Origin of the sequence: Trabulsiella odontotermitis, assembly GCF_001188485.1 — a bacterium.
Lineage (GTDB): Bacteria > Pseudomonadota > Gammaproteobacteria > Enterobacterales > Enterobacteriaceae > Trabulsiella > Trabulsiella odontotermitis_A.
In genome coordinates this window covers 87,944-112,244 of sequence record NZ_JNGH01000099.1, presented here as the reverse complement: position 1 = coordinate 112,244, position 24,301 = coordinate 87,944, and the positions used below count along the sequence as shown (strand labels likewise).

General features: G+C 54.9%; 20 protein-coding genes and 6 pseudogenes. 6 read left to right on the top strand and 20 right to left on the bottom strand.

What is annotated here, in order from left to right:
- Positions 1–205 precede the first annotated feature (205 nt).
- On the top strand, positions 206–1,039 hold the full coding sequence (locus tag GM30_RS14770) for a DUF4942 domain-containing protein (protein WP_049849222.1): 834 nt from the start codon (positions 206–208) through the stop codon (positions 1,037–1,039).
- A 143-nt stretch (positions 1,040–1,182) separates the two neighbouring features.
- On the top strand, positions 1,183–1,980 hold the full coding sequence (locus GM30_RS14765; protein WP_049849221.1) for a helix-turn-helix transcriptional regulator: 798 nt from the start codon (positions 1,183–1,185) through the stop codon (positions 1,978–1,980).
- Between the two features lie 180 nt (positions 1,981–2,160).
- On the opposite strand, the gene GM30_RS24520 is transcribed toward GM30_RS14765, so the two are convergent.
- The 3 genes and pseudogenes from GM30_RS24520 to GM30_RS14755 all read right to left on the bottom strand — a co-directional run bounded on the left by GM30_RS24520 (position 2,161) and on the right by GM30_RS14755 (position 3,317).
- Positions 2,161–2,412 (bottom strand): helix-turn-helix domain-containing protein, encoded by a 252-nt coding sequence (locus GM30_RS24520; protein WP_072094117.1) that lies wholly within the window; start codon positions 2,410–2,412, stop codon positions 2,161–2,163.
- Between the two features lie 43 nt (positions 2,413–2,455).
- Positions 2,456–3,058: pseudogene (locus tag GM30_RS14760) on the bottom strand (dienelactone hydrolase family protein).
- 7 nt (positions 3,059–3,065) lie between these two features.
- A complete protein-coding gene (locus tag GM30_RS14755) occupies positions 3,066–3,317 on the bottom strand; it encodes a zinc ribbon domain-containing protein (protein WP_049849220.1) in 252 nt (83 codons plus the stop codon).
- Positions 3,318–3,611: 294 nt separating this feature from the next.
- On the opposite strand from GM30_RS14755, the gene GM30_RS14750 reads away from it, so the two are divergent.
- Positions 3,612–4,235: a DUF1062 domain-containing protein gene (locus GM30_RS14750; RefSeq protein WP_049849219.1), complete on the top strand. Its 624-nt coding sequence runs from the start codon at positions 3,612–3,614 to the stop codon at positions 4,233–4,235.
- 291 nt (positions 4,236–4,526) lie between these two features.
- Here the strand turns inward: GM30_RS14750 and GM30_RS14745 are convergent, their stop codons facing one another.
- Positions 4,527–4,892 (bottom strand): FaeA/PapI family transcriptional regulator, encoded by a 366-nt coding sequence (locus GM30_RS14745; RefSeq protein ID WP_049849218.1) that lies wholly within the window; start codon positions 4,890–4,892, stop codon positions 4,527–4,529.
- Positions 4,893–4,972: 80 nt separating this feature from the next.
- Between GM30_RS14745 and GM30_RS14740 the strand changes: the two genes are divergently transcribed.
- The 3 genes from GM30_RS14740 (at position 4,973) to GM30_RS14730 (ending at position 7,468) form a co-directional block, all read left to right on the top strand.
- Positions 4,973–5,797 (top strand): winged helix-turn-helix domain-containing protein, encoded by an 825-nt coding sequence (locus GM30_RS14740; protein WP_238582653.1) that lies wholly within the window; start codon positions 4,973–4,975, stop codon positions 5,795–5,797.
- Positions 5,798–5,942: 145 nt separating this feature from the next.
- Positions 5,943–6,257, top strand: coding sequence for a FidL-like protein (locus GM30_RS14735; protein ID WP_238582652.1), 315 nt, complete (start codon positions 5,943–5,945; stop codon positions 6,255–6,257).
- 53 nt (positions 6,258–6,310) lie between these two features.
- Positions 6,311–7,468 carry an HD-GYP domain-containing protein gene (locus GM30_RS14730; protein WP_476691088.1) on the top strand — a complete coding sequence of 386 codons (1,158 nt, stop codon included), beginning with the start codon at positions 6,311–6,313 and terminating at the stop codon, positions 7,466–7,468.
- Positions 7,469–7,483: 15 nt separating this feature from the next.
- Here GM30_RS14730 and GM30_RS14725 read toward each other — a convergent pair whose 3' ends face one another.
- The 16 genes and pseudogenes from GM30_RS14725 to GM30_RS14645 all read right to left on the bottom strand — a co-directional run bounded on the left by GM30_RS14725 (position 7,484) and on the right by GM30_RS14645 (position 24,235).
- Positions 7,484–8,221, bottom strand: a complete 738-nt coding sequence (locus GM30_RS14725) for an SDR family NAD(P)-dependent oxidoreductase (RefSeq protein ID WP_049849215.1) — start codon at positions 8,219–8,221, stop codon at positions 7,484–7,486.
- Between the two features lies 1 nt (position 8,222).
- Entirely contained in the window at positions 8,223–8,474 is a 252-nt protein-coding gene (locus tag GM30_RS14720; protein ID WP_049849214.1) for an acyl carrier protein, read from the bottom strand.
- Between the two features lie 15 nt (positions 8,475–8,489).
- Entirely contained in the window at positions 8,490–9,275 is a 786-nt protein-coding gene (locus GM30_RS14715) for a hotdog family protein (protein ID WP_049849213.1), read from the bottom strand.
- Complete coding sequence (locus GM30_RS14710) at positions 9,272–10,525, bottom strand: beta-ketoacyl-[acyl-carrier-protein] synthase family protein (RefSeq protein ID WP_049849241.1); 1,254 nt, start codon at positions 10,523–10,525, stop codon at positions 9,272–9,274. Before GM30_RS14710 ends, GM30_RS14715 begins: the two co-directional genes overlap by 4 nt.
- Entirely contained in the window at positions 10,509–11,837 is a 1,329-nt protein-coding gene (locus GM30_RS14705) for a TolC family protein (RefSeq protein ID WP_049849212.1), read from the bottom strand. The genes GM30_RS14710 and GM30_RS14705 overlap by 17 nt, the downstream gene beginning before the upstream one ends.
- Positions 11,834–13,576, bottom strand: a pseudogene (locus tag GM30_RS14700) (ABC transporter permease). The gene GM30_RS14705 and the pseudogene GM30_RS14700 overlap by 4 nt, the downstream one beginning before the upstream one ends.
- A gap of 3 nt (positions 13,577–13,579) precedes the next feature.
- Positions 13,580–14,581: pseudogene (locus tag GM30_RS14695) on the bottom strand (efflux RND transporter periplasmic adaptor subunit); the annotation flags it as partial.
- Positions 14,582–14,630: 49 nt separating this feature from the next.
- Positions 14,631–16,401 (bottom strand): annotated as a pseudogene (locus GM30_RS14690) (ATP-binding cassette domain-containing protein).
- A 7-nt stretch (positions 16,402–16,408) separates the two neighbouring features.
- Positions 16,409–17,120, bottom strand: a pseudogene (locus tag GM30_RS24515) (ABC transporter).
- Between the two features lie 690 nt (positions 17,121–17,810).
- Positions 17,811–18,014 carry a DUF4762 family protein gene (locus GM30_RS14675; protein ID WP_049849210.1) on the bottom strand — a complete coding sequence of 68 codons (204 nt, stop codon included), beginning with the start codon at positions 18,012–18,014 and terminating at the stop codon, positions 17,811–17,813.
- 83 nt (positions 18,015–18,097) lie between these two features.
- Entirely contained in the window at positions 18,098–18,658 is a 561-nt protein-coding gene (locus GM30_RS14670; RefSeq protein ID WP_238158633.1) for a helix-turn-helix domain-containing protein, read from the bottom strand.
- Between the two features lie 118 nt (positions 18,659–18,776).
- A complete protein-coding gene (locus GM30_RS14665) occupies positions 18,777–19,325 on the bottom strand; it encodes a fimbrial protein (protein WP_049849208.1) in 549 nt (182 codons plus the stop codon).
- Between the two features lie 9 nt (positions 19,326–19,334).
- On the bottom strand, positions 19,335–20,366 hold the full coding sequence (locus tag GM30_RS14660; RefSeq protein ID WP_049849207.1) for a fimbrial protein: 1,032 nt from the start codon (positions 20,364–20,366) through the stop codon (positions 19,335–19,337).
- Positions 20,366–20,989 carry a fimbrial protein gene (locus GM30_RS14655; protein WP_049849206.1) on the bottom strand — a complete coding sequence of 208 codons (624 nt, stop codon included), beginning with the start codon at positions 20,987–20,989 and terminating at the stop codon, positions 20,366–20,368. The genes GM30_RS14660 and GM30_RS14655 overlap by 1 nt, the downstream gene beginning before the upstream one ends.
- 18 nt (positions 20,990–21,007) lie before the next feature.
- A pseudogene (locus GM30_RS27270) lies at positions 21,008–21,717 on the bottom strand (fimbrial biogenesis chaperone).
- A gap of 43 nt (positions 21,718–21,760) precedes the next feature.
- On the bottom strand, positions 21,761–24,235 hold the full coding sequence (locus tag GM30_RS14645; protein WP_049849205.1) for a fimbria/pilus outer membrane usher protein: 2,475 nt from the start codon (positions 24,233–24,235) through the stop codon (positions 21,761–21,763).
- Between the last annotated feature and the right edge of the window lie 66 nt (positions 24,236–24,301).

Below are 24,301 nucleotides of genomic sequence, written 5' to 3'. Positions count from 1 at the left end.
ACAATTAATTAAATTCTTTTTCGGGATTCTGGCACAGGGACTGCACGGATGGATAATTCATTTTGCAGATCAATTTTCGAAAATCGATCGGTTACATCGATCGATGGTTTCGCTCCCTGTTTTACCCGCAATCCCGCTAACCCCACTGACGCATAACCCCAGGCCCGCATTCGTTGCGGGCCTTTTCTATTTATGGATATTTAACATGCAGACTGAAGCCGAAGTATTAACTGACCATACCGACGTGATTTGCTCGACCAGCATTAAACGTATAGTCACCGGACGTAACGCTGTGCTGGCGCAGATTGAGACGCTCATGCAACAACTGGACGATATCTCGACGCTGACTCGCAGCATCAGCGGTAAAACCGCTCTGGACTGGGCAATGAAGCAGGACTACCGCTGTGGCTGCTGGCTGATGGAGAAACCAGAAGCGGCGATGAAAGCCATTACCCGCAATATTGATCGCGGTATATGGCGGGATTTGATGAAGCGATCAGGGATGCTAAGCCTGATGGATGCCGCTGCTCGTGAGCAGTGGTACAACAGCCTGGAAAAGGAGGACATTCCGGTGGTCAGCGAAGCGAATATCCTGAGTACCTTTGAGCAGCTTCATCACAACAAACAGGAGGTCTTTGAGCGTGGCATCATCAATGTGTTCAGGGGATTAAGCTGGGATTACAAAACCAATAACCCCTGTTACTTCGGCAAGAAGATTATCGTTAACAATCTGGTGAAGTACGATAAATGGGGCTGTGGCCTGAATTGGGGCTGGCGGCGTGACCAGTTAGCCGATCTGGAGCGCATGTTGTTCATGCTGGATGGTAAAACCATTCCCGATAACCGGCACGATGTGACTATCCGACTGATGGATTTTATTCGCGATAACCCGCATCAGCAGGTCTTTGAGGATGAGCTATTTACTATTCGCTATTTTCAGAAGGGGAGCGGACATATCACGTTTAAGCGTATGGATTTGGTAGAGAAGATGAACGATATCATCGCGAAGCACTATCCGGGAATGCTGGCTGCTAAGTGAGTGTAAAAGGTCTTCTCTTTTGGGCAATGGTCTTTCAAATCTTCCACACTTATTTCGAATCTTCATCTGAAAACACATAAATGTGTATTTACGCTTTTTTGTGTTTTAATGCTTGTCACCAATCTCATCAGAAGAGCGATGCCATGTTACAGAACAACATCAAACAGCTTCGTACCCAATTGTCGATCACTCAGCGCGAACTGGCGTTTATGGTCGGCACCAGCCAGCAGCAAATCCAGCGCATCGAAACCGGGAAGGTTGCAGCAAAGTTGGGCCTTGCTCAGGCAATATGCAATGCTCTGGATAAACCTCTAAACGTCGTGTTCCCGGAAAGCGATCGGTTGATAGACGACTTCCGTAAGAAGCGTCGTAAAACCGATGAAGATCTTGAGGTAATAGCTACAAGTGGCATTGAAATGGATAGCGGTCTCTGGACCGTAAAACTTTGGCTACAGGGGCTGCAGGACTATTTATTATTGCCCATCTCTGCTGCGGATAAGCGGCGGTTTTATTATTATTTCCAGGAAACAGCTAGCCCAAATGTAGAGCGGTTTTTTGTCTTTGACTCGGACCAGTATCGCTATGCGTTAAATATGCGTGAAGTGGTATTTCACCAGTTCTTGTCTGATGGCCTACCGCCAATCGTTGCTGAAGAAGATGATGATTACGAAGATGATTATTTTAATGTCCATATCACCTTGGTGAACGGTGGCCCAGTGATTCCACTGAGCGTTGAGCCTGATGCACCGCAAAACGAAGAGACGGATGATATCGGTCAGTTGAATGCGTTCTTTGAAAAGCTGGACTGCGAACCTGAAACCACAGATCGTTATATGTTAACCGATGAAGACGGTGAAGATGCTTTTATCCGTATTGGTTCTATTGCCATGGTGCGAGTCGTACTTGGCGCGCTGGAGCCTGTGGAAGAGGATGAAGAGTAGTTTTTAGCTAGCTGTATTCACAGGGAATCGCGTTGAGTATACATGTGAGTATACATTGTGATTGATTGTTTTTATAAAATTATTTTTTTCAATAGGTTATGGCTTAAATCTCGGTGCGGCCTTCCCCACACACCCTAATTCGGCTAATAAAGCAAGCACCTCCCTGTGCCTCAAAACCCCTTACCCCCGCCTTCCCCGCATCAACTCCTTTCTCTCAACCATCACCCCATCCTTATAATACCGGCTTGGCCATATCGCTGATGGATGCTTCCCCAGCGCCTCTGCAATCAAATACTCACCCTTCGGCCATGGTCGCGACAGCGCATTAGCCAGTGTCGAAGAACTCAACCCCGCTGAACGTGACAGCGCAGCCAAAGATGTTCCTTTTTTACGTAAACCCGCGATGATATCTGCCGGATGCCAGTCGTGCATAATGAATCCCTCCATCGTTATTTGTTCAGTTAACGATTTGATTTTAGAAGGTGATTTTGAGGCTGGATACTACGAGTTTCGTAGCAACTGATAGTGATAAATGGAAGTCAGACAATCCTTTTCCACACACAAATACACCCAACAAACTCCCAAACCCGCTCCCTCGCACCCCTTGCCATCCCCTCATCAAACGTCGCGCTCTCCGCATCGCAAAACCCATGATGCGCATCGAACATGCAGCACTGCACCAACGGGAACTGCGCCAGCGTTTGCTGCAGCACGCTGGTGTCAAACGCCGGNGGGAGCCGTAGTGGCAAATCACGCCGTCGCACAATCCGCTTCGGGCGGCCAGCCAGGCGAGGGTAGCGCCGACGCTGTAACCGACGACGATAAGCGTGGTGTACTGCGCGCGTAACGTCTCAAGCAGCGAGACGACCGGCGCAGGGTCAAAGCCGACCTGCTGTGTAAAATGGCGATACGCCATCTCCTGCTGCGCATAAGTAAAAGGCGCGGTGTGGGGAAATAGGGCGGGGGTAAACACGTCGAATCCACGCCCTTGCCACGTCTCGCGCGCACGCTGGATGTGCGCGTTGATGCCATAGATTTCATGCAGGATGACGACAGCCTGACGGCTGGAAGCGGCCACGGTGGGGTTAGTCGTCCGCTTTGTGCGCCCAGGCTGGCATCGCGGTCAGGTATCGCTTCGCGCGCTTGCGGGCCTCTTCGGGGCCGACATGCTGCCAGCTGTCGAGAAACTCCGCCGTACCGGCAACGGCTTCTTCCCAGGGTTTCAGGTTCCCTTCTTTGTCGCTGCAATAGTAGCAATATTTATCGCTGGCGCTCGGCTGGTCCATCACGGACATCGGTACGCCGCAAGCCTCACAGAACTTATCGAATGTTGGCATGGTACTCTCCTTGTGTGGTGTTTGTGGTTAATAAATATACTTATTTTCCCGCCCCTGGAATGCCGTGTCAGATCAAACAATCCTGATGAGAACGTCACAATCATTGACGAAACGTATATATGTTTCGCTTAGGGACTGATACGCTCTGCACTCACTCATAAAACAAGGGACTGTTGTGCTGGAAATCTTTTCTTAACCCGCTGAAAAGTATCGCTCCGATATTTTTCGCATAACAAACGTAATGGTTCGTTTTTTAACGGACTCAGTTTTGTATGGGTTAAAGAAAGGTACAGTATGCAAGTCACATGGACGGTCAGCCCTGTGGGCTACCAACGGATTGCCAGACGCTGCCCGGCGTGCAACACAAAACGCGATTTTCTCCCTGCCGGGGCGTTTCGAATGAATTCACAGAAAAAGATACTCGATGTCTGGAGTATTTATAAATGTACCCATTGCGAATACACCTGGAATATCAGCCTGTTCTCGCGCCTGCCGGTGAGTCGCATTAATCGCGATCTCTACAGCAGGATCATGGCGAATGATAAAGCAACGCTTGAGTATTTTTCTCATGATGATCAGATCCTGAAGCGCAATAATGTCGAGCTGTCAGGGGTGCCTGAATTTCAGGTTCGGGAGCAGTGGTCCGCCGGTCACCTCTGCAATAAACGGCTGAAGATTACCGTCAGGCTACGTTGTTCGTTTCAGGTCAGTCTGTTGTCGATTCTCAGGAAACAACTTTTCCTCAGCGCCAGCGAAATAAAACGGCGGGTTGTCGCGGGGGAAATTGTCGGCGTCACGCTGAAGGAGCTTAAATCCACAACACGGCGGACCAGTGGGTTCGAGATAGGCATTTCTGTCGGTGCATTTTACTCCGCCAGAAAAATCGATTTACGCAACACTGGAAATCCGAAAAACTGAAAAAAGATGCCCCGGTAAAGGGGCATCGTCACAATTTAAGAACAAAGTCAAAAAAGGTTAAGCAGCGCGTAATCGTCAGTCGGGGAAGAAAAAAGGGATAATTATCACATTTCACTTTCCATTAACAAATATGTTTAAATAACACTTTGGTGGCAGGGTTGAGAAAACAAATCAATGGAAAATGTAAAATAACGTTACTGGATTTATGTTGTATTAAGAACTTTCTACACTCTCCGCGAGATCTTAATTTCTCATTTCAAATATCCGAAGTATATGTGGTTGATTTATCTCTCATTGTTGCAACCGATAATGCTCCTTGTTAGAATCTTCGTTAATATCTGCGGTCTCTTTTGATAAAAACCACTGATGGTGCTTTTGCATCTTATCCCGGATGACCTGACCATATTTTTCCAGCGGTAGTAACAAATGCCTGACTTTATAAATTGAAATGCCGCACTGGTCGGCAAGTTCCCTTGTAGACAGACCTGCAGTGCTATGCTTATTTAGTAGATCGAGAATAAATACTTGTTCCGGAACCCTGACCGTTGCGAAGCCACTTATTCCCGTTTCCACCGTCAACCGCTGTAGATTGTCCAGAGGAGCGTTGTAGTCCTGATGTAACGCACCTGAGTTGTAAGAACACAGTGAGAGTTTCATTTTGCAGACTCCAGGGTTTTAAAGGAGTTTACAGTATGCAACTCCGTCCGGCTGACTAGCAACGTTAGCTGAAGATTGACGTGCAAATAGAGTTTTTATCTGATATTTACTTAGTTTTATTAAGAAAGCTCTATGTAGAAAAAGGAAATGCGGTTTGGTATGGAGGTGACATGAGGTTCGATATAGAAGGATTTATTACTTTTGACACCGAGGATGCCTCACTCGTTAACGTGTTGACCGGGGATTGCATTGAATTATCCCAGACGTCGACCCGCCTGCTGGCGGAATTGCTTGATCATCACGGCGATCTATTGTCACGAAACGAAATTTTCCAGTCGGTGTTTGATAAATATGGCGCACGGGCGTCAAACAGCAACCTGAATCAATATATTTCTACGCTGCGCAGAAACCTGTGCGATCTTGGCGTGGAAAAAGAAATCATCGTCACGGTACCGCGTATCGGATTTAAAATATCTGAGGAAGCGATTATCAATAACGATCGCGAGTACCGGACCCCTTGTCTTGAAGAAAAACAGGCGGAAGCACCGGCGCAATATCCCATAACGCGCTACCGGCCGCTGTTCACGAAAGCCCTGATCGTCGCGTTCGTGTCTATGCTGCTGCTTATTAACGTTGAGTTCAGCCGGGTCGATAACAGCACACAAAAAGTCGTACAGGATAAATGCCGAATTTTTATGCCGTCTGCACTTTCATTGCAGGATGTCACCGACAGTTTTAATTTAGCATCGCAACCATTAGATTGCTCTTCTATTAAAGATGTTTATGTATATAGACAGCAGATAAAAAGTACCATTGGCAACTATATGCAATTGCTGATCGTTGAGTGTAAGCGGGAAAAAAGCAACTGCGTCAGTTTTTACGTCAGAGAACAGCGCAATGTTTAAAAGAATCGCAATGCCAACCGTTTTCGTGATCATAATACTGATCGTTTCGACCGCACTTTATGCCCGGCATTCGACTTTTTCGTGTATATCGCAATTTTCTATTGTGCGGAACATCAATACAGTTAATACTCGTTCAGAAGGTCTGGTGTTTGTTGACCTTAATGATGAAGACTTACTCATCAATATTGACGGACTGCTCACGAAAAACAATAAAAAGTATATTATATCGCGAACGCTCAAAGTGAAATATAAAACCTATAACGAGCGTGCTAATTTATATAAAATATTGCATGTCAGAACAACCCGTGATGATTCTGATAATGTGAATGATGAGATTGCTAATGATTTATTATTTGGGGAGGGCACGAACGAAAAACTTATTTTTATTAAGAAAGTCAACGGTGACGTAATCTTATTTGGTAACCACACCTTCCCGCAGTATGGCTGCAAGCGACGTTAATGGGTGCGGTTTTGCTTAATTGAAGCGCAAAAGTAAGTTAAAATTTCTTAATTATGATGAATATAAACCTCATAGAGTCACTGGCTTGCATCTCTAAAATAATAGACATGATCAACCCCAGACTTAACTTACATCATGTCAGAACGGCGTTTATCGCCTGGCATTTAGCCAGAGAATCACATTTTACGCTGGCGCAATGCCGGAAAACGCTGCTGGCGGCGCTTCTCCATGATATTGGCGGCCTGGACGAAGAGTCGCGGCTGCAGCCGCTCAGTTATTATGATAACGAACTTAACGATCACGCGGCGATTGGCGGGGAATTACTGGCGAGCGTTCCGTTATTGAATCCGTTACAGCAAATCGTGCGTTATCATCATATCCGCTGGGATGAAGGTAAAGGCGAAACGGTGAATGGCAAACGCGTACCGAAAGAAAGTCATATCATTTATCTTGCTGACCGAATCGATGTCCTGATTGCTCGCTACCGTGCCGAAGACCTTTTAGCTGAAAGAGACGCCATCACGGATATTATTGTGCAGGGTGAGCATTCGCTTTACAAACCTGAATATATCAACGCGTTCAGAAAAATAGCGAGCTGTGAACATTTTTGGTTAATGATGACGTCGACCGACTTCGACGAGTACATCAACGAAATACCCCGAATTCACAATGATTCGATTTCATTACATAATTTCCGCGATATTGCCGGAATGCTGGCGTTTATTATTGATGGCTTTAGTCAGCACGGGGTGCAACACTCGCTGGTGATTGGCCGAATATCAGGATATCTGGCACAAGAAATGGGCATTGCCCCTGTTCAGTGCCTGAAAATAGAAATCGCGGGGTTGTTGCATAACCTGACGTCGCTCGCGCTGTGTTCCGCGCCGGCCCATACCGGTGATGAAAACGTGGTCTGGGAAGTGCTTTCGCCCATCGAAGCCATCAGCGATATTGCCTGCTGGTGCAAGCGGCAAAAAAATGAGGAGGGCGCATCCGCAAACCTCCCCGAAGTGAATATCCTCAAGGCCAGTATTTATCTGGCGTCGCTGCTGCCGGAAGTCACTTTATTAACGGAATTCAATGCGCGTGTCGGGGAAACGGCGGAAATCGCGCCGGAACTGGCGGACCTGATCCGCCAGCACAGCGCCAGGCTGCTGCAAATTTTCCATGAATCCGTCAGGGAACGNGCTCGTGCTGGTACAGCACATTAATCAGTTAAGCCGACACTAGACGGATAAACCGCCGTCCACCACCAGCGTTTGCCCGGTCACGTAATTGCTTCCTTCCCCGACCAGAAACGCCGTGGCTTGTACCACGTCCTGCATGCGCCCGAGTCGACGCAGCGGAATATGCTGACGCAACGCCTTCAGTTTTGCTTCCGGAATGGTCTCGACCATGTCGCCTTCAATCAACCCCGGCGCCAGGCAGTTAACCCGAATCCCAAAACGTCCGACCTCCAGCGCCAGTGAATGCGCCAGCCCGATCATCGCCGCCTTGCTGGCCGCGTAAGCCGTCTGACCGCTGTTGCCTTTAATCGCTGAGACGGACGACATCAGCACGATGGCACCGCTGCCCTGCGTCATCATGGCCGGAAGCAAATGCCGGTTCCAGTTCACAATCGAGATCAGATTGTTGTTCAGGATCGTCTGCCAGTCTTTCGCGTTCTGATGAATATGCAGCGCATCCAGCGTCATTCCTGCGTTATGGACGATAGCGGCAGGCGCGCCGAATTCATGAATGAGCGATGTCGCCACCTGCTCCACCCGCGCTTCGTCGCTGCCATCGCAGCAAACCCCTTTAACCCAGGTGGAGGGGTTCAGCCCCCGGGCGAGCTCCAGCGTGTGGGCGATGCCCACCTCGCTGCGCCCGGTGAAGGCAATATTCCACTCCGGCAGCAGGTGCGTCACCAGCGCCTGACCGATCCCCCGGCTTCCCCCGGTAATAAGCATCCATTTCTGCGTCATATTATCCCGCCATCTGTTTTTCAATCGTCTGGCAGAGTTCCTGCAGCGTCATATGCGGGTTCTGAATAAACATCTCCGCCGTCAGCGTTACTGAAAATTCGCGTTTCGCCAGCACCATCAGCTCGACGTAATCGAGGCTGTCCAGCTCCAGCGCGGGCAGGGTGGTGTCGGGCGTCAGCGCATCGGGTTCCAGATCTTTGGCGTCGCAAATCATTTCACTGACTTTGGCGTAAATAGTGTCGTATTGACTCATGGCATGCTCCTTCGTTTATTGCGCGGCAGTGGGGCCAACTTTCAGGGTGATGGCGCTACTGATATCGTGGTGTTGATAACGGGTCTGCGCGACGATACGCACAATGGCACCGTGCTGCAGATCGCCCACCAGCAGAGCCGGTAAAGTATGAATTTCCAGGGATTCCGGTAGCGCATCTTCACGCCAGGGGGCCAGCAGTTGGCTGTCGAAAACCACTTCCTGATGGGTCTGCACCACCGGGTAACGTGAAAGCAGCGAGGCAAAGCTGGCGCAGTGCGGCAGCATGGCCGCGATGGCGTCCTGACGTAACAGGCTGTCGTCCTGAATCAGATGGCGAAACAGCAGCGCATCCAGAAAATGCCACTGTTGCGCCGTTGGCAGCAGCGGCCGGAATGTCTCCTGCAGCGCCACCAGCGTGGGGTTATCCAGCAGACAGCGGCTCTCCGTGGTGGCGGTCGGAAAGCGCGTTTCTGGCGTCAACTGGCAGGAGAGAAACACGTGCCCGGCGAGAACGTCGGTTATCACCGCCGCCCCTTTTTTGACCCCCTCGTGCGTCAGAATGTAGGTGGTGTCGTGCAGTAATGGTCGGCGCAGACGGGCGGTACATCTCAGAAACGGCGCGCTGTCGACCGCCGGGCTTATCGCCCGCTTAATATCCAGTAGCGCCCGCATGCCGTGTACGCTCAGCGCCGTGCCGCCCTGCGTTTTCACCCATGCTTCATCAAAATGCACCGGGTTGTAATCCCCCGAAAATGCCGCCCAGCGGTGGGCATCATCGAGGGTGTAGAGCAGCGACATCATACGTGCTTCTCCAGGATCAGCGCCGCGTTCGCGCCACCAAAACCAAAGCTCAGGTTCAGCGTCCGGCGCAGTTCGGCAGGGCGATGACCTTCGACGATGTAATCGAGATCGCAGAGCGGATCCGGCTGCTGATAGTTCGCTGTGGCGGGCATCACGCCGTGTTCAATGGCCTGCAGACAGACGATGCTTTCGAAACAACCCGCAGCGGAGATCAGGTGCCCCGAATACGATTTGGTGCTGGAAACCGGCGTCTGGTACGCCGCATCGCCGAGGGCAATCTTCAGCGACTGCGTTTCGTTGATGTCGTTCAGCGGCGTCGAGGTGCCGTGGGCGTTGATATAGTCAAGCTGCTGCGGCTCCAGCCCTGCCTGCTGCAGCGCATGGGTGATGGTCTGCACGCGGGCAAGGCAGTCGTCCGCTGGTGAGGTAAAATCCCAGGCGTCGGAGAAGTTGGCGTAGCCGGTGATTTCACCGAGGATCGTCGCCCCACGCGCCAGCGCGCTTTCGCGTTCTTCAAGGCACAGCACCGCCGCGCCTTCCGAGAGCACAAACCCGCTACGATGGGCGCTGAACGGGCAACTGGCTCGCTGCGGATCTTCAGTCTCTTTGCTTAACGCCCCCAGCACATCGATGTTCCACACGGCGCAGGTGCTGGTGAGCGACTCGCCGGCACCGGCCAGCATCATGCTGGCTCTGCCGCTGCGGATCACTTCAAACGCATCGCCAATGGCGATGGTGCCGGTGGCGCAGGCGGCAATCACCGTATTCTGATAGCCATTCAGCCCCCAGAACTGGCTGCAGGCGGCAGTGGTGACGCTGGGCATAGAGAAAAAACAGTTAAACGGCGAGGCCACCCCGGTCGAGGAAAATTCATCAATCGCGTCGTAGCTTTCATCGAGCCCGGCCCAGCCGGTGCCCATGATCACGCCGCAGGCGAGGGGACTATAAAACGTCTGTGGCGGTTCGTTGCCAAACGCCATTGCCATCGCCTGGCGCGCCGCCCCCAGCGTCAGGCGGGCAAAGCGCGGAAGCCGACGGCGAATCGCGGCGGGAACGCCTTTGAGGTCGGGCTCGTTATCCACCAGGCCGAGGAAATGGGTGTGGATATTCTGCGCGGTTTTGTCGACGTAACGGTAACCCGGACGATGTTCCATGATCGCCTGCCAGCTTTCGTCCGCCGTCGCGCCAAGCGGGGTGACCGCGCCATACCCGGTGACGACAACACGCTTCAACTCATTGTTCCTGTTCATCATTCGTTATCCTGTATTGTGTTTCGCCACCCCCTTGCGCCAGCCACAGTTGCAGCGTGGCGTAGAGGTAGTCGTATTGCGTTTGCGCGAGCGAATTTTCCAGCGTCAGCAAATCGTCCTGCGCATCCAGCAGGGTCTGAAAATCCACCGCGCCCGCGCGGTAGCGGCTCTCCGTCAGCCACAGACGCTGCTGGCTCAGTGCCAGCGACGCCTGCAGGCGCGCCCGCTGTTCTTCGGCGCTGAGCCGTTTTTCCATTGCGTTATCCACCTCGGCGAGCGCCGCATAGGCCGTGCTGCGAAAGGCGATTGCCGCCTGTTTCACCTGCAAATCCGCCTGCTTAACGGTGAGCGTCATGGTGTTCCATTGAATGAACGGCAGCGCCAGCGAGCCGCCGACGGTACGAATGGGATCGCTGAACCACTGGCTGAAAATCTGGCTCCCGGCGTTCAGCGCGGCATCCAGCGACAGCGTGGGGTAAAAGCTCAGGCGTGAGGCGTCATACCCGGCGAGCGCGGCACGCAGGCGGGATTCCGCCGCCTGAATATCCGGGCGACGGGCAATCACATTCAGCGGCGTTTTTTGCAGCACCGGCACCCGCTGGCGGGCATCCAGAATCGTCGTTTCGTCAGCGTGCTGCTCCGCCGGGCGGTTCAGCAGCAGCGCCAGCGCGTTGCGGGCGTTATCTCGCTGCTGCTGTAGCGCGCGAAGCTGATTCTGACGGCTGAGCAGCGACTGCTGCGCCTGCAGTAGATCCAGTTGCCCGACCTTTCCGGCACGATACCAGGAATCCACCTGCTGCACGGTTTGTTCAGAAATGGCGATCCCCGCCAGCTGATTGCGGATCTGCTGGTTGTAGAGGGCGATGCTCCAGTACAGCTGGGCGGTGGTGCCGATGGTCGACAGTAACGTCGCGTCATAATCCTGTTCGCTGGCCACCGCTTCCCATTCGCTCTGCTCACGTGTTCGCGCCAGTTTTCCCCACAGATCAAGCTCATAGCCGATGGTGATGCCACTGCTGTAGGTCTCCTGCGCCGTGGGGTTGCGGCGCAGGTTTTTGCTGTTGCTCGCCGAACCGCTCACCGCCACGTCCGGCGTCAGATTCGTTCGGGTCAGTCCGGCGGCNATCCCCCGCGACAGCCGGGGATCGTCAAACCGCTGCCACCAGTTTTTAACCGCTTGCGCCGTTTCCACACCGCTCGCCGGTTGCCACTGGGTGGGCAGCGACAGCAGCGGGCGCTGATAATCGCTGCGGGTGACATGGCCGCAGCTGGTCAGCAACATCAGGGCAGGGAGAAAATACGTTATTTTCATTCGCGGGCCAGTGCCTCTGTCGGGTTGAGGCGGGCTGCTCGGCGCGCCGGGAAATAGCCAAACGTCAGGCCGATCAGCGCGGAAAACCCGCAGGCCATCACCACCGGAAACGCGGTGAAGACCATCGAAAACGCATCGGTGAAGAGGGNAAGCCCGCCGAGGGCGCAGATCATCACCGCCTCAATCAGAAACTGGTTCATGATATCCAGCGGGCGCGCGCCGACGGACAGACGAATGCCGATTTCATGCGTGCGTTCAGTGACCGACACCAGCATGATATTCATCACCCCCACGCCACCCACCAGCAGGGAGATCGCCGCAATGGTGGTGATCAGCAACGACATAGAGTCCGAGGTTTTTTGCAGGGCGTTCGCCAGCTGATCGTCGGTCTGGGTAAAGAAATCTTTCTTGCCGTGCTCGCGGATCAAATGCCGTTCGGCTTTCTGCGTTGCGGCCTGTGGCGTCAGGGTTTCCTGAAAACGCAGGGTGATGGCTTCAAGCGGCTTTTCGCCGGTGATACGGTGCTGGAGCGAGGTATGCGGCACCCAGGCCGCCATAAATCCGCCCACCACTTTCGGGCCGGGTTTCGTCGCCACGCCAATCACCCGCCATGGAGCACCGGCGATCTGGACGATTTGCCCGAGCGGATCTTCACCGCCGGGAAAGAGCGTATCGCGCCCGGTTTCATCGAGGATCAGCACCGGTTCGCCGTCGGCGACGTCGCGGGCGGTAAAGCCGTTGCCCTGCACAAACCGCAGCCCCTGCAGGGAAAAATAGTCTTGCGACACCCCGGACAGCATCATCGAAGAATCAAGGCCCTTGCGTACGGCGAGGGTCATGCTGCTGACCATCGGCGACACGCCTGAGATCCACGGCAGCTTTTGCAGGCTGCTGACATCTTCCATCGACAGCGCGCGCTCCATGTCCGGGCGTTTGGTCCCCCAGCCGGTGCCGGGGCGAATTTCAAGCGTGGTATTGCCGAGCTTGCCGATCTCACTCATGATCGCCTGTCGCGCACCTTCGCCCACCGCCATCGACGACACCACGGACGAGATGCCAATGATAATGCCGAGCATCGACAGAAACGCGCGCATCCGGTGGCCGAGCAGCGAACGCCACGCCATGCGAACCGACTCATGCACGCTGCGCCCCAGCGAGGCGCGCCCGTTATCCTGTTCNAGCAATGTCGCGATCGTGCGTGACGATGATGACCGTATGGCCGCTGGCGTGGAGCTGGTGGAGCACCGCCATCAGCGCCTTGCCGTTAACGCTGTCGAGCGCCCCGGTCGGCTCATCCGCCAGAATCACCTGCGCGCCGTTGATCAGCGCCCGGCAGATGCTCACCCGCTGCTGCTGCCCGCCGGACAGCTGCGCCGGGCGGTGCTGCAACCGGTCTTCAAGTCCGAGTTTTTGCGCCAGCGCCCGGGTGCGGGCAACGCGTTGCGCTTCTGGCATGGCGGTGTACAGCGCCGGAATGGCGATGTTTTCTTCGNNTCGGCGAGACGGAGGCTGTCGGCGTTATGCACCGCCGTACCGTTGATGATCACCTCGCCCGCGGTGGGTTTGTCCAGGCAGCCGATGATATTCATCAGCGTGGATTTCCCCGACCCGGACGCGCCGACGATGGCCACCATTTCTCCGGCGGCGATCGACAGCGATATGTCGGTCAGCACCGGGATCGTTTGCGTCCCGGCGGTAAATTCACGGTAGACGTGGCGTAAGGCGATAATCGGCTCCATGACTTACCCCTGCACCGTATCCTGCGCCACCACCACGCGATCGCCCGCCTGCAACCCTTCCAGCACCTCTGCGTACTGGCGATCGTTAATGCCGATCCGAATGGTGCGCTGCTGCGTTTTGCCGTTCTCGAGGAGAGTGACCCGATAGCTGTCCGTCGCCAGCGCCTGGCCGAGCGCAGCCACCGGGATGCGCAGCACGCCTTTGGCTTCGGCAATCTGAATAAACACCTGCGCGGTCATGGCGGTTTTGAGTTCGCGTTGGGTGTTGGGAATATCAAACGTGCCGTTGTAGTACACGGCGCTCGACTGCTGATTATTCATATTGCTGCCAGGCTGCTGCTCTTCCAGCGCTTCCTGTGGTGCCGGTTGCACAAACCCCATCGTGCTGGTGTAGAGTTTGTCCGGGTTGGCAATCACATAAAAACGTAGCGGCTGGCCGGGGCGGATTTTCTGAATGTCGGCCTCGGAGATCCGAGTCTGTACCAGCATGGAGTCGAGATCCGCCAGCACCAGAATGGTCGGCGCCATTTGCGATGACACAATGGTTTGCCCCTCATGGGTGACGATCCCGAGCACNTTTTTTCCCGCCATTTCCGCCTGCACAATCTGCGAATCGCTCACCTCAATCTGCTGAACCTGCGCTTCATATTGCGCTTTCGCCTGTTCAAAATCGCTGCGCACACCGGAGCCGTCGCGCATCATTGCCTGCTGTCGAGTGAATTCAAGACGGTAGCGCTGCAGCGTGGTTTCTTCGGCGCGTTTCTGCGCCCGGGCGCTGGCCAGTTGCGCTTCAGCGTTATTCAGTTCGGACTCCTGAATGGTGGGGTCGATCTCCGCCAGCAGTTGCCCTTTTTTCACTTTGTCGCCGAGCCGTACGTAGAGCTTGCGCAGCTGTCCGTTGACCTGCGCCCCGACGTTGACCTGCACCGCCGGTTTGAGGATGCCGGTCACCAGCACCTCTTTCTCGATATCGCCGGTATCGACCGTTTCAACATGCAGGTTCTCAAAATACCCCCCCCTGCCAGTAACCAACGGGTGTTAAGACGCCATCGCTTCATGCGGTCAGTTCCTTCTTCACGGGCAGAGAGGTTACGGGGCTGACCAGGCGGGTGAGTTGCCCGTCAGCCAACTGGTAAATGCGCTGAAACCCGGCCAGCACCTGATCGCTGTGGGTGACGACAATCAGCGACTTGCCGGTGTTGCGGCAGTGGGTATGAATGGCGTCCATCACCACGGCGGCGGTGTCGTCATCCAGGTTGGCGGTGGGCCGCGTCGAGCAGCAGCACCGGACGCGCGCTGTACAGTGCCCGCGCCAGCAACAGGCGCTGACGCTGCCCGAGTGAGAGCGCGGCATGGCTTTCGCGGATCAGCGCGTCGATGCCGCCCGGCAGCGCCTGCACCACATCGCCCAGCGCCAGCGACGCCAGCAGCGATTCAATGCGCGGGCGATCCCGTTCGCGATATTGGGCGTCGAACAGGGTGATGTTTTCGCGAACCGAGGNNGTCCCCGGCGTAGCACGTCCCGCGCTGGGGTGCGAACAGCCCGGCAATCAGCCGCAACAGGGTGCTTTTCCCTGCGCCGGATTCGCCGACAATCGCAATCTGCTCGCCAGCCGCCAGTGAAAGCGATACCGAATCAAGAATCGGTTTTGCCGGATCGTAGTCATAGCAAATGTCGTCAAAACGCAGATCAGGTACGGTTGACGCGGGCTCCGTCAGCAACGGCGCGCGGGTGGCTTCGGCCTGCGGGAACAGGCTGTGCGCGCGGGTATCAATCACGTGCAACTGGGATTTCTGAATAATGGAGAAAAAGATCCGCGTGACGTAAGAGGTAAAAATCTGCCGCAGAAAACTGTAGGCAAAGAAGTCGCCAAACGAGATGAGTTTGCTGTGCACCATCGGCAGCACCAGCAGCATAAACACCACCATCTCAAGGCTGCCGGTCAGCTGATAAAGCCCTTCCTTCACCTGTTGATAGACTTTTTGCTTCTGCAGGCAGGCGAAAAGATCGCGGCTGAACCAGGCAAACTGCGCCTGGCGGCGGTTTTCCATTCCGGCGGTTTTAATGGTCAGAATGCCCTGCAGCGTCTCCATAAAAAAATCGTTGAGAGCTGCACTTTTCAGTTGTAGCTGCTGGGTGTACCAGCGATCGCGGAACACCGCCCAGACGCTGATAAGCCCCATGAGGGTCACGCCCACCGCCGAAATCGCCGCCAGCACCGGGGCAATCCAGAACATGATCGCCAGCGCGATGGCGCAGATCACCCAGTCGGAGCGCAGGCCGTTATCAAGCTCAATTTTCTGCAGCAGCCCCACCTGCCAGGCGGTAAAACGGCTGTAAANAGAATAACCCAGCCGTAGGGGAAGTCGCTGTTATCCACGCTGGAGAAGGCCTGGTTGATGGCGTTGCTCACCATCGTGGGCATCAGGAACAGCGTAAGCGAGACCAGGAACGTCAGCAGCATCAGGCGATAAATACCCGGCACCACGGCGNNACCGACAGCCGGGTTCATCACGCAGACGTGACTCCCTTTGCGCCAGGCGAGCAGCACATAATGGCTGGCGCCATAGTGCAAAATAGCGGGCAGCGGCAGCGTGCTCAGCTCATGGTGTTCAAACAATACCGGCGTGGTGGCTATCCCCAGCCGCGCCAGAATGGCCATCAGCGAATCCAGCGACGTGCCATGGTCAGACGCCGGAAACAGGTCGCGCAGGGTCTCCAGCGAGACGGTTTGCCCCTGGGTTTGAGCCAGCATCGCCACGCAGGCGAGGCCACACTCATTGGTCTCTTCCTGATAAATTATTTCGGGGATCGTGCTTTTCATGATGCGCTTAGTGATTAATAAAATAGAGAGAATGGCTGTGCCAGAGCAGCCAGTCCTGCGGGTATTCGCCACCGGCGGGTGAATGTGGATCTGCAGGCCGTGGTCGTAACTGAGGTGGTAAAAAATCACCTGCGCACGGATCACCCCGGACAGTCGCACCACCCCGTGATGCAATTTCGCCGCACGGCCAAACAGGCGGCATGGCAGTTTCGCTTCCAGCGCGCCTTCCGCTTGCAGGGTGTAGTCGGGGGAGATATCCGGGAAGATGATCATGTTCTGCTTGCCGGCGGCAACATCGGCGATCAGCGACATCAGGTTGCTGGCGAGCGTTTTGTTTTCCTGATGAATCGAGCAGTAATCGAGCTGAACACCGCCGAGTGTGCGGGCGTGCTGGTTATACCGTTCGGCGCTGNGGCCGCCGCCTCTTCCAGCAGGCGGCGACGCACGGCAATCCACACCGCGTTAATCGTTGACGTCTCGCCAGTCAGGCAGCGGAAATTCTCCGTCGCCACGGCATTTTGTAAACGGAACGCGCGCCCGCACAGGCCCAGCGCGCAGAGCGCCCGCGCCACGCCCAACACCACGGCGATCGGCACGTAGCGCACGATGTTACGCAGCGCGGCGAGTTCACCGCGCGCGACATCCTGGCGCAGGCCGTAAAGCCGCGCCATGCCGTTTTTAACGCTGAACACGCTCCAGAGAATAATAAACCTGACCACGGCGCTTATTTTCCCCCGGTGAGCAACTGCTGCATCCGTTTGGCAAAGTCAGGGAAATCGCGNAATGTCGTAATGTCGGGTAATCTCCGCCATATTTGCCAGTCGCGCTTTTACCGCGTCGCTCTGGCGGGTGGCCTGAAATTGTTTGACGTCGATATTATTTTTAACCAGCCAGGTCAGCAGGGTTTGTTCATCGGCCAGATTGACGTTGCGTGTAATAATGGCGTTATAGGCGCTGTCGCGAGTCTTTTCTTCCAGACCCATCTCTTCGAGCGTGGCAAATACCGGGGCGTACGCGGCAAGCCCATTGGTGTCGCTGGTAATATGAATGGTTTTAAATACGGCACCCGGCGGCAGTGTGCGGGTAAATTCTGTCAGATTTTCTTCATTAGCGGCGCAATAATGGCAGCCGTAGGACATCACTTCAATAATACTGTTATCGTCTTTAATGGGGCTGTTTTTAACCTGTTCCGCGCTGACCTCACGCAGAGCCTGCGTTTGGGTGTCGTCCGTCGCAAAGGTATTAAAAACAAAAAGGTGATAACACAGTACCGTCATCAATGCCGAGACGATAATAAGAAACAGGGAATAGCTAATAATACCAGCACGTTTGAATTGAATAGCCATGATCATCTCGCAACGGGGAAAAAGAAAACCCCGGAGAGCAGACGCTCCCCAGGGGTGTGCCAATTAACGATAACGGTTCGGGATACCGCCGCATTTGCTGGCATCCGCGTTTTGCATCGTGGTGGTGGTGCCGTGCTTGTCGCTGCAGGTGGTAACCAGTTTACAGGAGGTGACACCGCCTACGGTCACGTTCTGGTACACACTTTCACAGGTCTTGCAGCAGCCACCCACGATGCCAGCAGCTTCAAATGCAGTCAGTTTTTTCATCTTTGTTTTCCTTATCCAGGTTGTGGTTTATATGCAATTGCTTGCAACGAATTACCGGTGATGGACTGCACCGGTAAAATTGCTCAGGGAATGATGCCTTTTATGGCAGCAAACAAATCAATGTTGTTACGTATATTCAGCCTTTTCATTAAGTGGCGTTTTATATAACTCAGCCGGCGCACATCAACATTCACCTCACTGGAAATTTGTGAAAGTGATTTCCCTTTGATAATTTCTTCCATCAGCCACCACTCATTGCCCGATATGGCATCATCGGTGTGGTTACGCAGTCGGTTGTGCGTATATTGTGTCAGTGAGTCGCTGAAGCAATTTCCATTGTGCTGTTTGTGTAATAAATCCTGAAAAAAACGTCGGGCATATTCAAGGCTCTCATGCTTGTGCAGCCAGTGCGCATCAGGCAGCAGCGAATAGAGCGTAATAAAAAGCGGCATATTGTGTTCGTTTAATAAAATAATGAGCTTTTTATTCTTATGCTGACAAAATCCTTTCATTAAATGCAGCGCATGAAAACGCTCACGCGGCAGACTGTCCAGATCGCAAAACAGCCACAGGTGCCGTTCGTGACTACTGTTGTCCCGCATCAGCGCCATCAGTTGCGAATAATCATTCGAGGCGGCATACACACACGGGTTTTCCCTGGTGAACAAATGCAGGGTGAGCGTGATTATCCCCTGCGAAAAAAAGCGATTCTTGTCGTAAATGAAACACTGATACGTCATGCTCCAGATCCCTGTCGAGCCGCTACTGATAATTCAGGGTGTAATTCGCCGTGGCGGTAAATGGCCCGGTGGTTAATGTCCCGTTCGCTAACGCGTCTGGCTCCGCTTCCACGAAGGCCTGAAAGTGAAGCTGCATCACGGTGTCGGTAATGGCCTTCGGGCTGGTGGCGATCCCTAAGCGAACCGGGGTATCGTCCGCTTCCAGCAGGCCGATGCCCACGCCGCTGGCGTTATCTGGCGCGGTGGCCTGAATCGCCAGCCGGTCCGTCATCACCGTGTTCGCAATGCCGTTAAACGTCACGGTGACGGAATTGAACGTCGTCGGGTTACAGTCCTGCAATTTGATGGCGAACGGGATCGGCGTGGTTCTTCCGACGCCGTACAGCGATTTGATGGAGATCTCACCGAAATCCACCGGCACGCGTTCAGACTCCGGCGCAATGCTGCACGGATACGCGATCACCAGCCCTTTAAAACTGAGATCGCCGCCCATCAGTTCCCCCAGCGCCAGCACAGGTGCCGGGAGTGAGGCGGTCAACAGCAGGGCAACGATGGTCGTCAGTCGGTTCATATTCCCTCCTTACTGGAATTCAGCCACGATCGTCGCGGACGCGTGAAATTCACCTTCCGGGATCACCGACGTGGTGCTTCTGGCGATGGGGGCCGCGGTGAGATTCCAGTCCCCTTCGTTATTGGTGAAGCCCGGAACGTTATAAAACGTGTTTGGCGCGATCGGCGTTCCCTGGCGATCTTTTAAGGCGATCCCCAGATCCGAACGGTCCACACTGCCGCTGGTGCTCAGGTATTTTCCGTCCACAAACGCCGGGTTGGGCTGCTGGATGCCAAGTTTGATGTTGAGCGCGCCCTGCGAGAAACTCCCGCCTTCGCACTTCACATGAATAGGCACGTTCTGGCTGTAACGGGAGCCATCCAGCAGGTTTCCCGAGCCGGGAATGGTGCCGAAATCGACGACGATCGGTGACCCCTGGTTGACGGTGCATTTGTCCGGCACGGTCAGCACGCCTGAGGCAATCGTGATCCGCGACAACGCGGTCTGCCCCATCGGCCCCGGCCCCAGGCGGCCAAACAGCCTGGCGATCTCCGAGCCACGTAAATTGACACCGTTGATAATGGGTTTGGTGATCATAAAGGTCACCCGCCCCCTGGCGCCGGAGGCGAATTCGTTCTGCAGAACGGTGCTGGGCACGTTGCAGTAGTTCTGGTCCACCTGGTTAGAGACGTTTTCGAACGGGACGGTGATGTACTGCCGCAGGTTGCCGCCGATATAGATCTCAATTTTGACATCCATATAATCGTTGAGCTTGAGATAGCCCGGCGCTGAGCCCGACTGATTGAGCGTCGCCTGCGACATAAAATAGACCGGCTGATTGACCATTGGCTGCGTACAGTAGGCCCGCCCCTGGAACATTCCCGCCAGATCGAATTCATCGGTAATCGTGGACCCGGCCTGGTTATTGGTAATGTCCTGGTTATCCAGGTTGATCAAATAGTCATAGGTGCCGTTCACCGGGATGATCTCACCGTCCACCGCCAGACAGGCGGCCGAAGTGAGCAGCAGAACACCAGGCAGCAGGTTCAGTGACCGTCTCATTACAGATACTCCATTTTCAGGCGAACCAGACCGCTGAACTCACCGGCGGTGACCTGCCGCCCGGTGGATTCCAGCGCAGCGAGGAAATTCAGTTCGCTGTCGCCAGGGTTCACCAGGTACGGCGCGTTGGTCTGATTCACGTCCAGCGGGTTGCCTTTCATGTCCATCAGGCGAACGCCCGCGCCCTGCGTGGTGCCGGTGGTGCGGATCAGATGACGGTTGTTGATATCGGATTCGCCGATGAATGTCACTTGTACCGCCTGCTCACCGGTGCTGTACGCCCGCCAGTCGTTGCCGGTGGTTTTTGACGCGATGCTGCTGCGTGCCTGGGTTGCGCCTTTCAGACAATCTTTCAGGTACAGCGTAAAGCGCACCGGCTGGCTGCGATCGCCCGCCTGGTGGAACTGCCGGGCGCTGATCTCGCCCATCTCGATATCCTGAATGCGGCTTTGTGTCATCAGCACGCAGGGAGAGGCGTACACATAACCATGAAACCGGACAATGCCGCTCTCTTCGCTGGCACTATCCCGATTGTTGTGCGACGGCAGCAACGGAACGTCTGCCCAGGTCTGAAAGGTCACACCCAGCGCCAGCAGGGCAAGTAAGGGAAGTTTATGTGGCATGGTCAGGTTCCTTCTTCATTAACCCTGCTGTGCAGGCGGCAACGCTTTACAGGTGTTGCCATCGCAGCGGTATTTCAGCGCCGGGTGACCGCCATAGTCGTTCACATACATCATCGAAAAATTGCTGATGCCCGCCTCGGTGATGGTGAATTGCTGGCTGGATTTCGGCGCAATCATGATCCCAGGGAAGCGGGTGATTTTGCTGCCCGCCGCTGTCGACAGCCCGATAATGGTGACGTAGTAAGGCGTCGGGTTCTGCGCGGTCATTTGGGTGCCGTTCTTGTGGAACACCACCTGATCCTGCCAGACCTCGCTTTTGCTCTTCGGGATCACCGCCGCCGGGCGGTAAAACAGCTTGATGCGTGACTGCATGGCCAACTGCAATGTGTTGGGTTTATCCGGCTTCGGCGGGATCTCTCTGACATTGAGATAGAACAGACTCTCTCTGTCCTTCGGCAGATTTNTTTCTCCCCGCCGTTAATGCGCTGCAACGGCGGCAGTACATGCAGCGGCGCGGTGATCTTTTTGCCGTGCTCGTCTTCCACCCATGACTGGGCGAGGAAGGGGATATCCGGGCTGGTATTCGAGAGATTCGCGCTCGATGACGCCTCTTTTTCCGTAATAATGACGCGCGTACGATCGAGGGAAACGCCCGCCTGAGCGCCGCTACCGATCGCGCTCAGTACAAGGGCAGCCATCCAGCATCCGTGAAGTCGTTTGTTGCTCATTTTTGGCCTTTTATTACAGTAAGATAACTTGTTCTGATGCGGCTTAGCGGCATGGCAACAGCGTGTCTGCCTGCTGACCGGTAGTGCCTGGCGGTATCGTCACCTGACACTGTTTTTTGCCGCCCCACATCACGTTCAACGTTTCGTCAGGATTCACCCCGGCCAGCCACGCCTGGCCGTTCTCCAGTACCATCGCCACGCTGACGCCATCGCCGTTATAGACTTCTGCGCCGAACGGCGGCTCGCTGCCATCGGCCAGGCGCAGGGTGCCCATCATCTTCATCCCTTTCGCCATGCCGAATGCCTGATAACCAATGGCTCCTTCGGTGAGCGTCGCGGTGCTGATGGCCTTCGACGGCTCGATATCGCCATCCATCGCATCGACGTCTACGCGGGTATCGAAGCTGTTGTAGCTCACCACATCGGGTACCACGGCGATCCCGGCGCTGTTGGTGCGTGAACGTTCGCCATTGAGCGGTACGCCGCCTATGCCGTTGGTATCCACCATCACGCGGGCGGTGTTCATCGTCGCGCCGCTGTTGTGCAGCGCCGCGCCATGACGCGTAGCGGTAAACCCGCCGCGCAGTGTGGTGCCTATCGCCATGTACTGATTTTGCTGATAGCTGGCGTTGGTATTGATTTCAGCCAGCTGCGAACGGTGCTGGTAGTAACCATCGACACTCGCATTGCCGCTCTGGCTGGCCCCGGCACGAATGCGCCACAGATTGTTGTAATCGCTGTTGTCGGTGTAAGACGCCATCGGGCTGGTCTTGCCGTTGTTGGTCTGAACATCAAGCCCCGCCCATCTGTTGTCGCCCACCGGCACTGAAATCGAGAAGGCGATGGAATCGTCTTTGCGCCCTTTATAGTCGGTGCGGTACGCGGACAGGTTGGCGGTAATGCCGCTGATATTGCCGATGCGGAAGGAGCGCCCAATCGCGAAGCCGTAACGATCCTGGCTACGCCTGTCCCAGTAGTTCTGGTGCGTATAGGTCACGAAAACAGTAGTGGCTTTGCCCGGCTCGTCGGCCCAGAACGTTTTGTTACCCGTGATGGTATAAAGCTCTTTTTCACGTCCCAGATGGTCGTACCCCTGATAGCGTTCATCGAGGTATTGCGCCATGGTGCGGAAATCTTCCTGCGAGAAGCGGTAACCGGCGAAGGTGATCGAGCTGTTGTACTCTTCGAACGTTTTCGCGTAGCTCAGTTTATAAGAGGTGCCTTTGAGGCGTTCGCCTTCGCGGTTGCGGGTCCAGGATTCGGTGGCATCGACAGAAATGGCGCCCAGGATGCTGAGGTCGCGACCGATACCGATTGAGGCCGCCGTGTACTCTCTGCCGGAAGACTGCAAACCGCCATACAGCGACCAGGCGTTGCTGATCCCCCACGAAAAATCGCCGGAGAGGAATGACGGTCCCTGAATTTTGTGGTTATAGCGTGACGGCGCACCGCCGGAGACGTTGTAGCGCACGTAGCCCGGACGGGTGAGGTAAGGAATGTTGGCGGTGTTCACCTGGAAGGTGGAGACCGAGCCATCCTGTTCTTCCACACGCACATCGAGCACGCCGCGTACTGAACTGCGCAAATCCTGAATATTAAACGGACCGGCAGGGACGGTGGTTTCATAGATCACCCGGCCGCTCTGGCTGACGGTGACTTTGGCGTTGCTGCGGGCGAGGCCGTGAATTTCTGGCGCGTACCCCTGTAACGCTGGCGGCAACATGCGCTCGTCGCTGGCGAGGTTAACCCCGGTAAACCGCACCGTGTCGAACACCTGCGAGTTCAGGTAGATTTCACCCAGCGTCAGTTTGGCGGCCATCATCGGCAGCGGACGGTAGGCGTAGAGTTGGTTCCAGTCGAAATCGAACTGATGGTTTTCGCTGTAGTAGCTGGTCTGGTATTCGCCGCGGACACGCCAGCCGCCGATATTCACGCCCGCCTGGCCATAGCCGGACAGTGAGCTGTAGTTATCGCTGTTATCAAACTGGCGGGTTAACTGGCCGTTCAGGCTGTAGTCGAAAATGAAACCGGCAATGCCTTCATCCCAGCGTTCGGGCGGCGTCCAGTTGGGGTCGTTGTATTTCATCCATGCCTGAGGCACGGTGATTTCCAGCACACCGGCATAGTTGCTTAATTTTGCCCCCGGCAGGCTTTGCAGGACATAGCAGTTTTCATAGCGTTGCTCGACTTTCAGTCGCGCGTCTTCTTTTAACGCCAGCTTGCTCAGCAGATCGCCGTTGATACACGGCAGCGTGCTCTTGCCTTCCGGCGCGTCGATGTAACGAATTTTCTCCTGACCGACCGGCTGGCCGTTAATCCGGATATCCAGCAGGTAATCGCCAGGCGTGACGTAGTTATCCGTAGCAAAACGGGACAAATCGATACGCGTGCGGTCCGCCGCATCCAGGACGTCGGTATTAAACTCAACGCTGTCATCAGCGTATACCGTCGCGGCATAACAGATGCTCATGACCTGTAAGGCAATTATCGTTATTTTTGTTTTTAACGTAACCGACATGATTTTTCGTCCCAAAAAAATCCGTTGAGAAAGTTCAGCGTCCCGCCACGGAATAATTAATTTTAT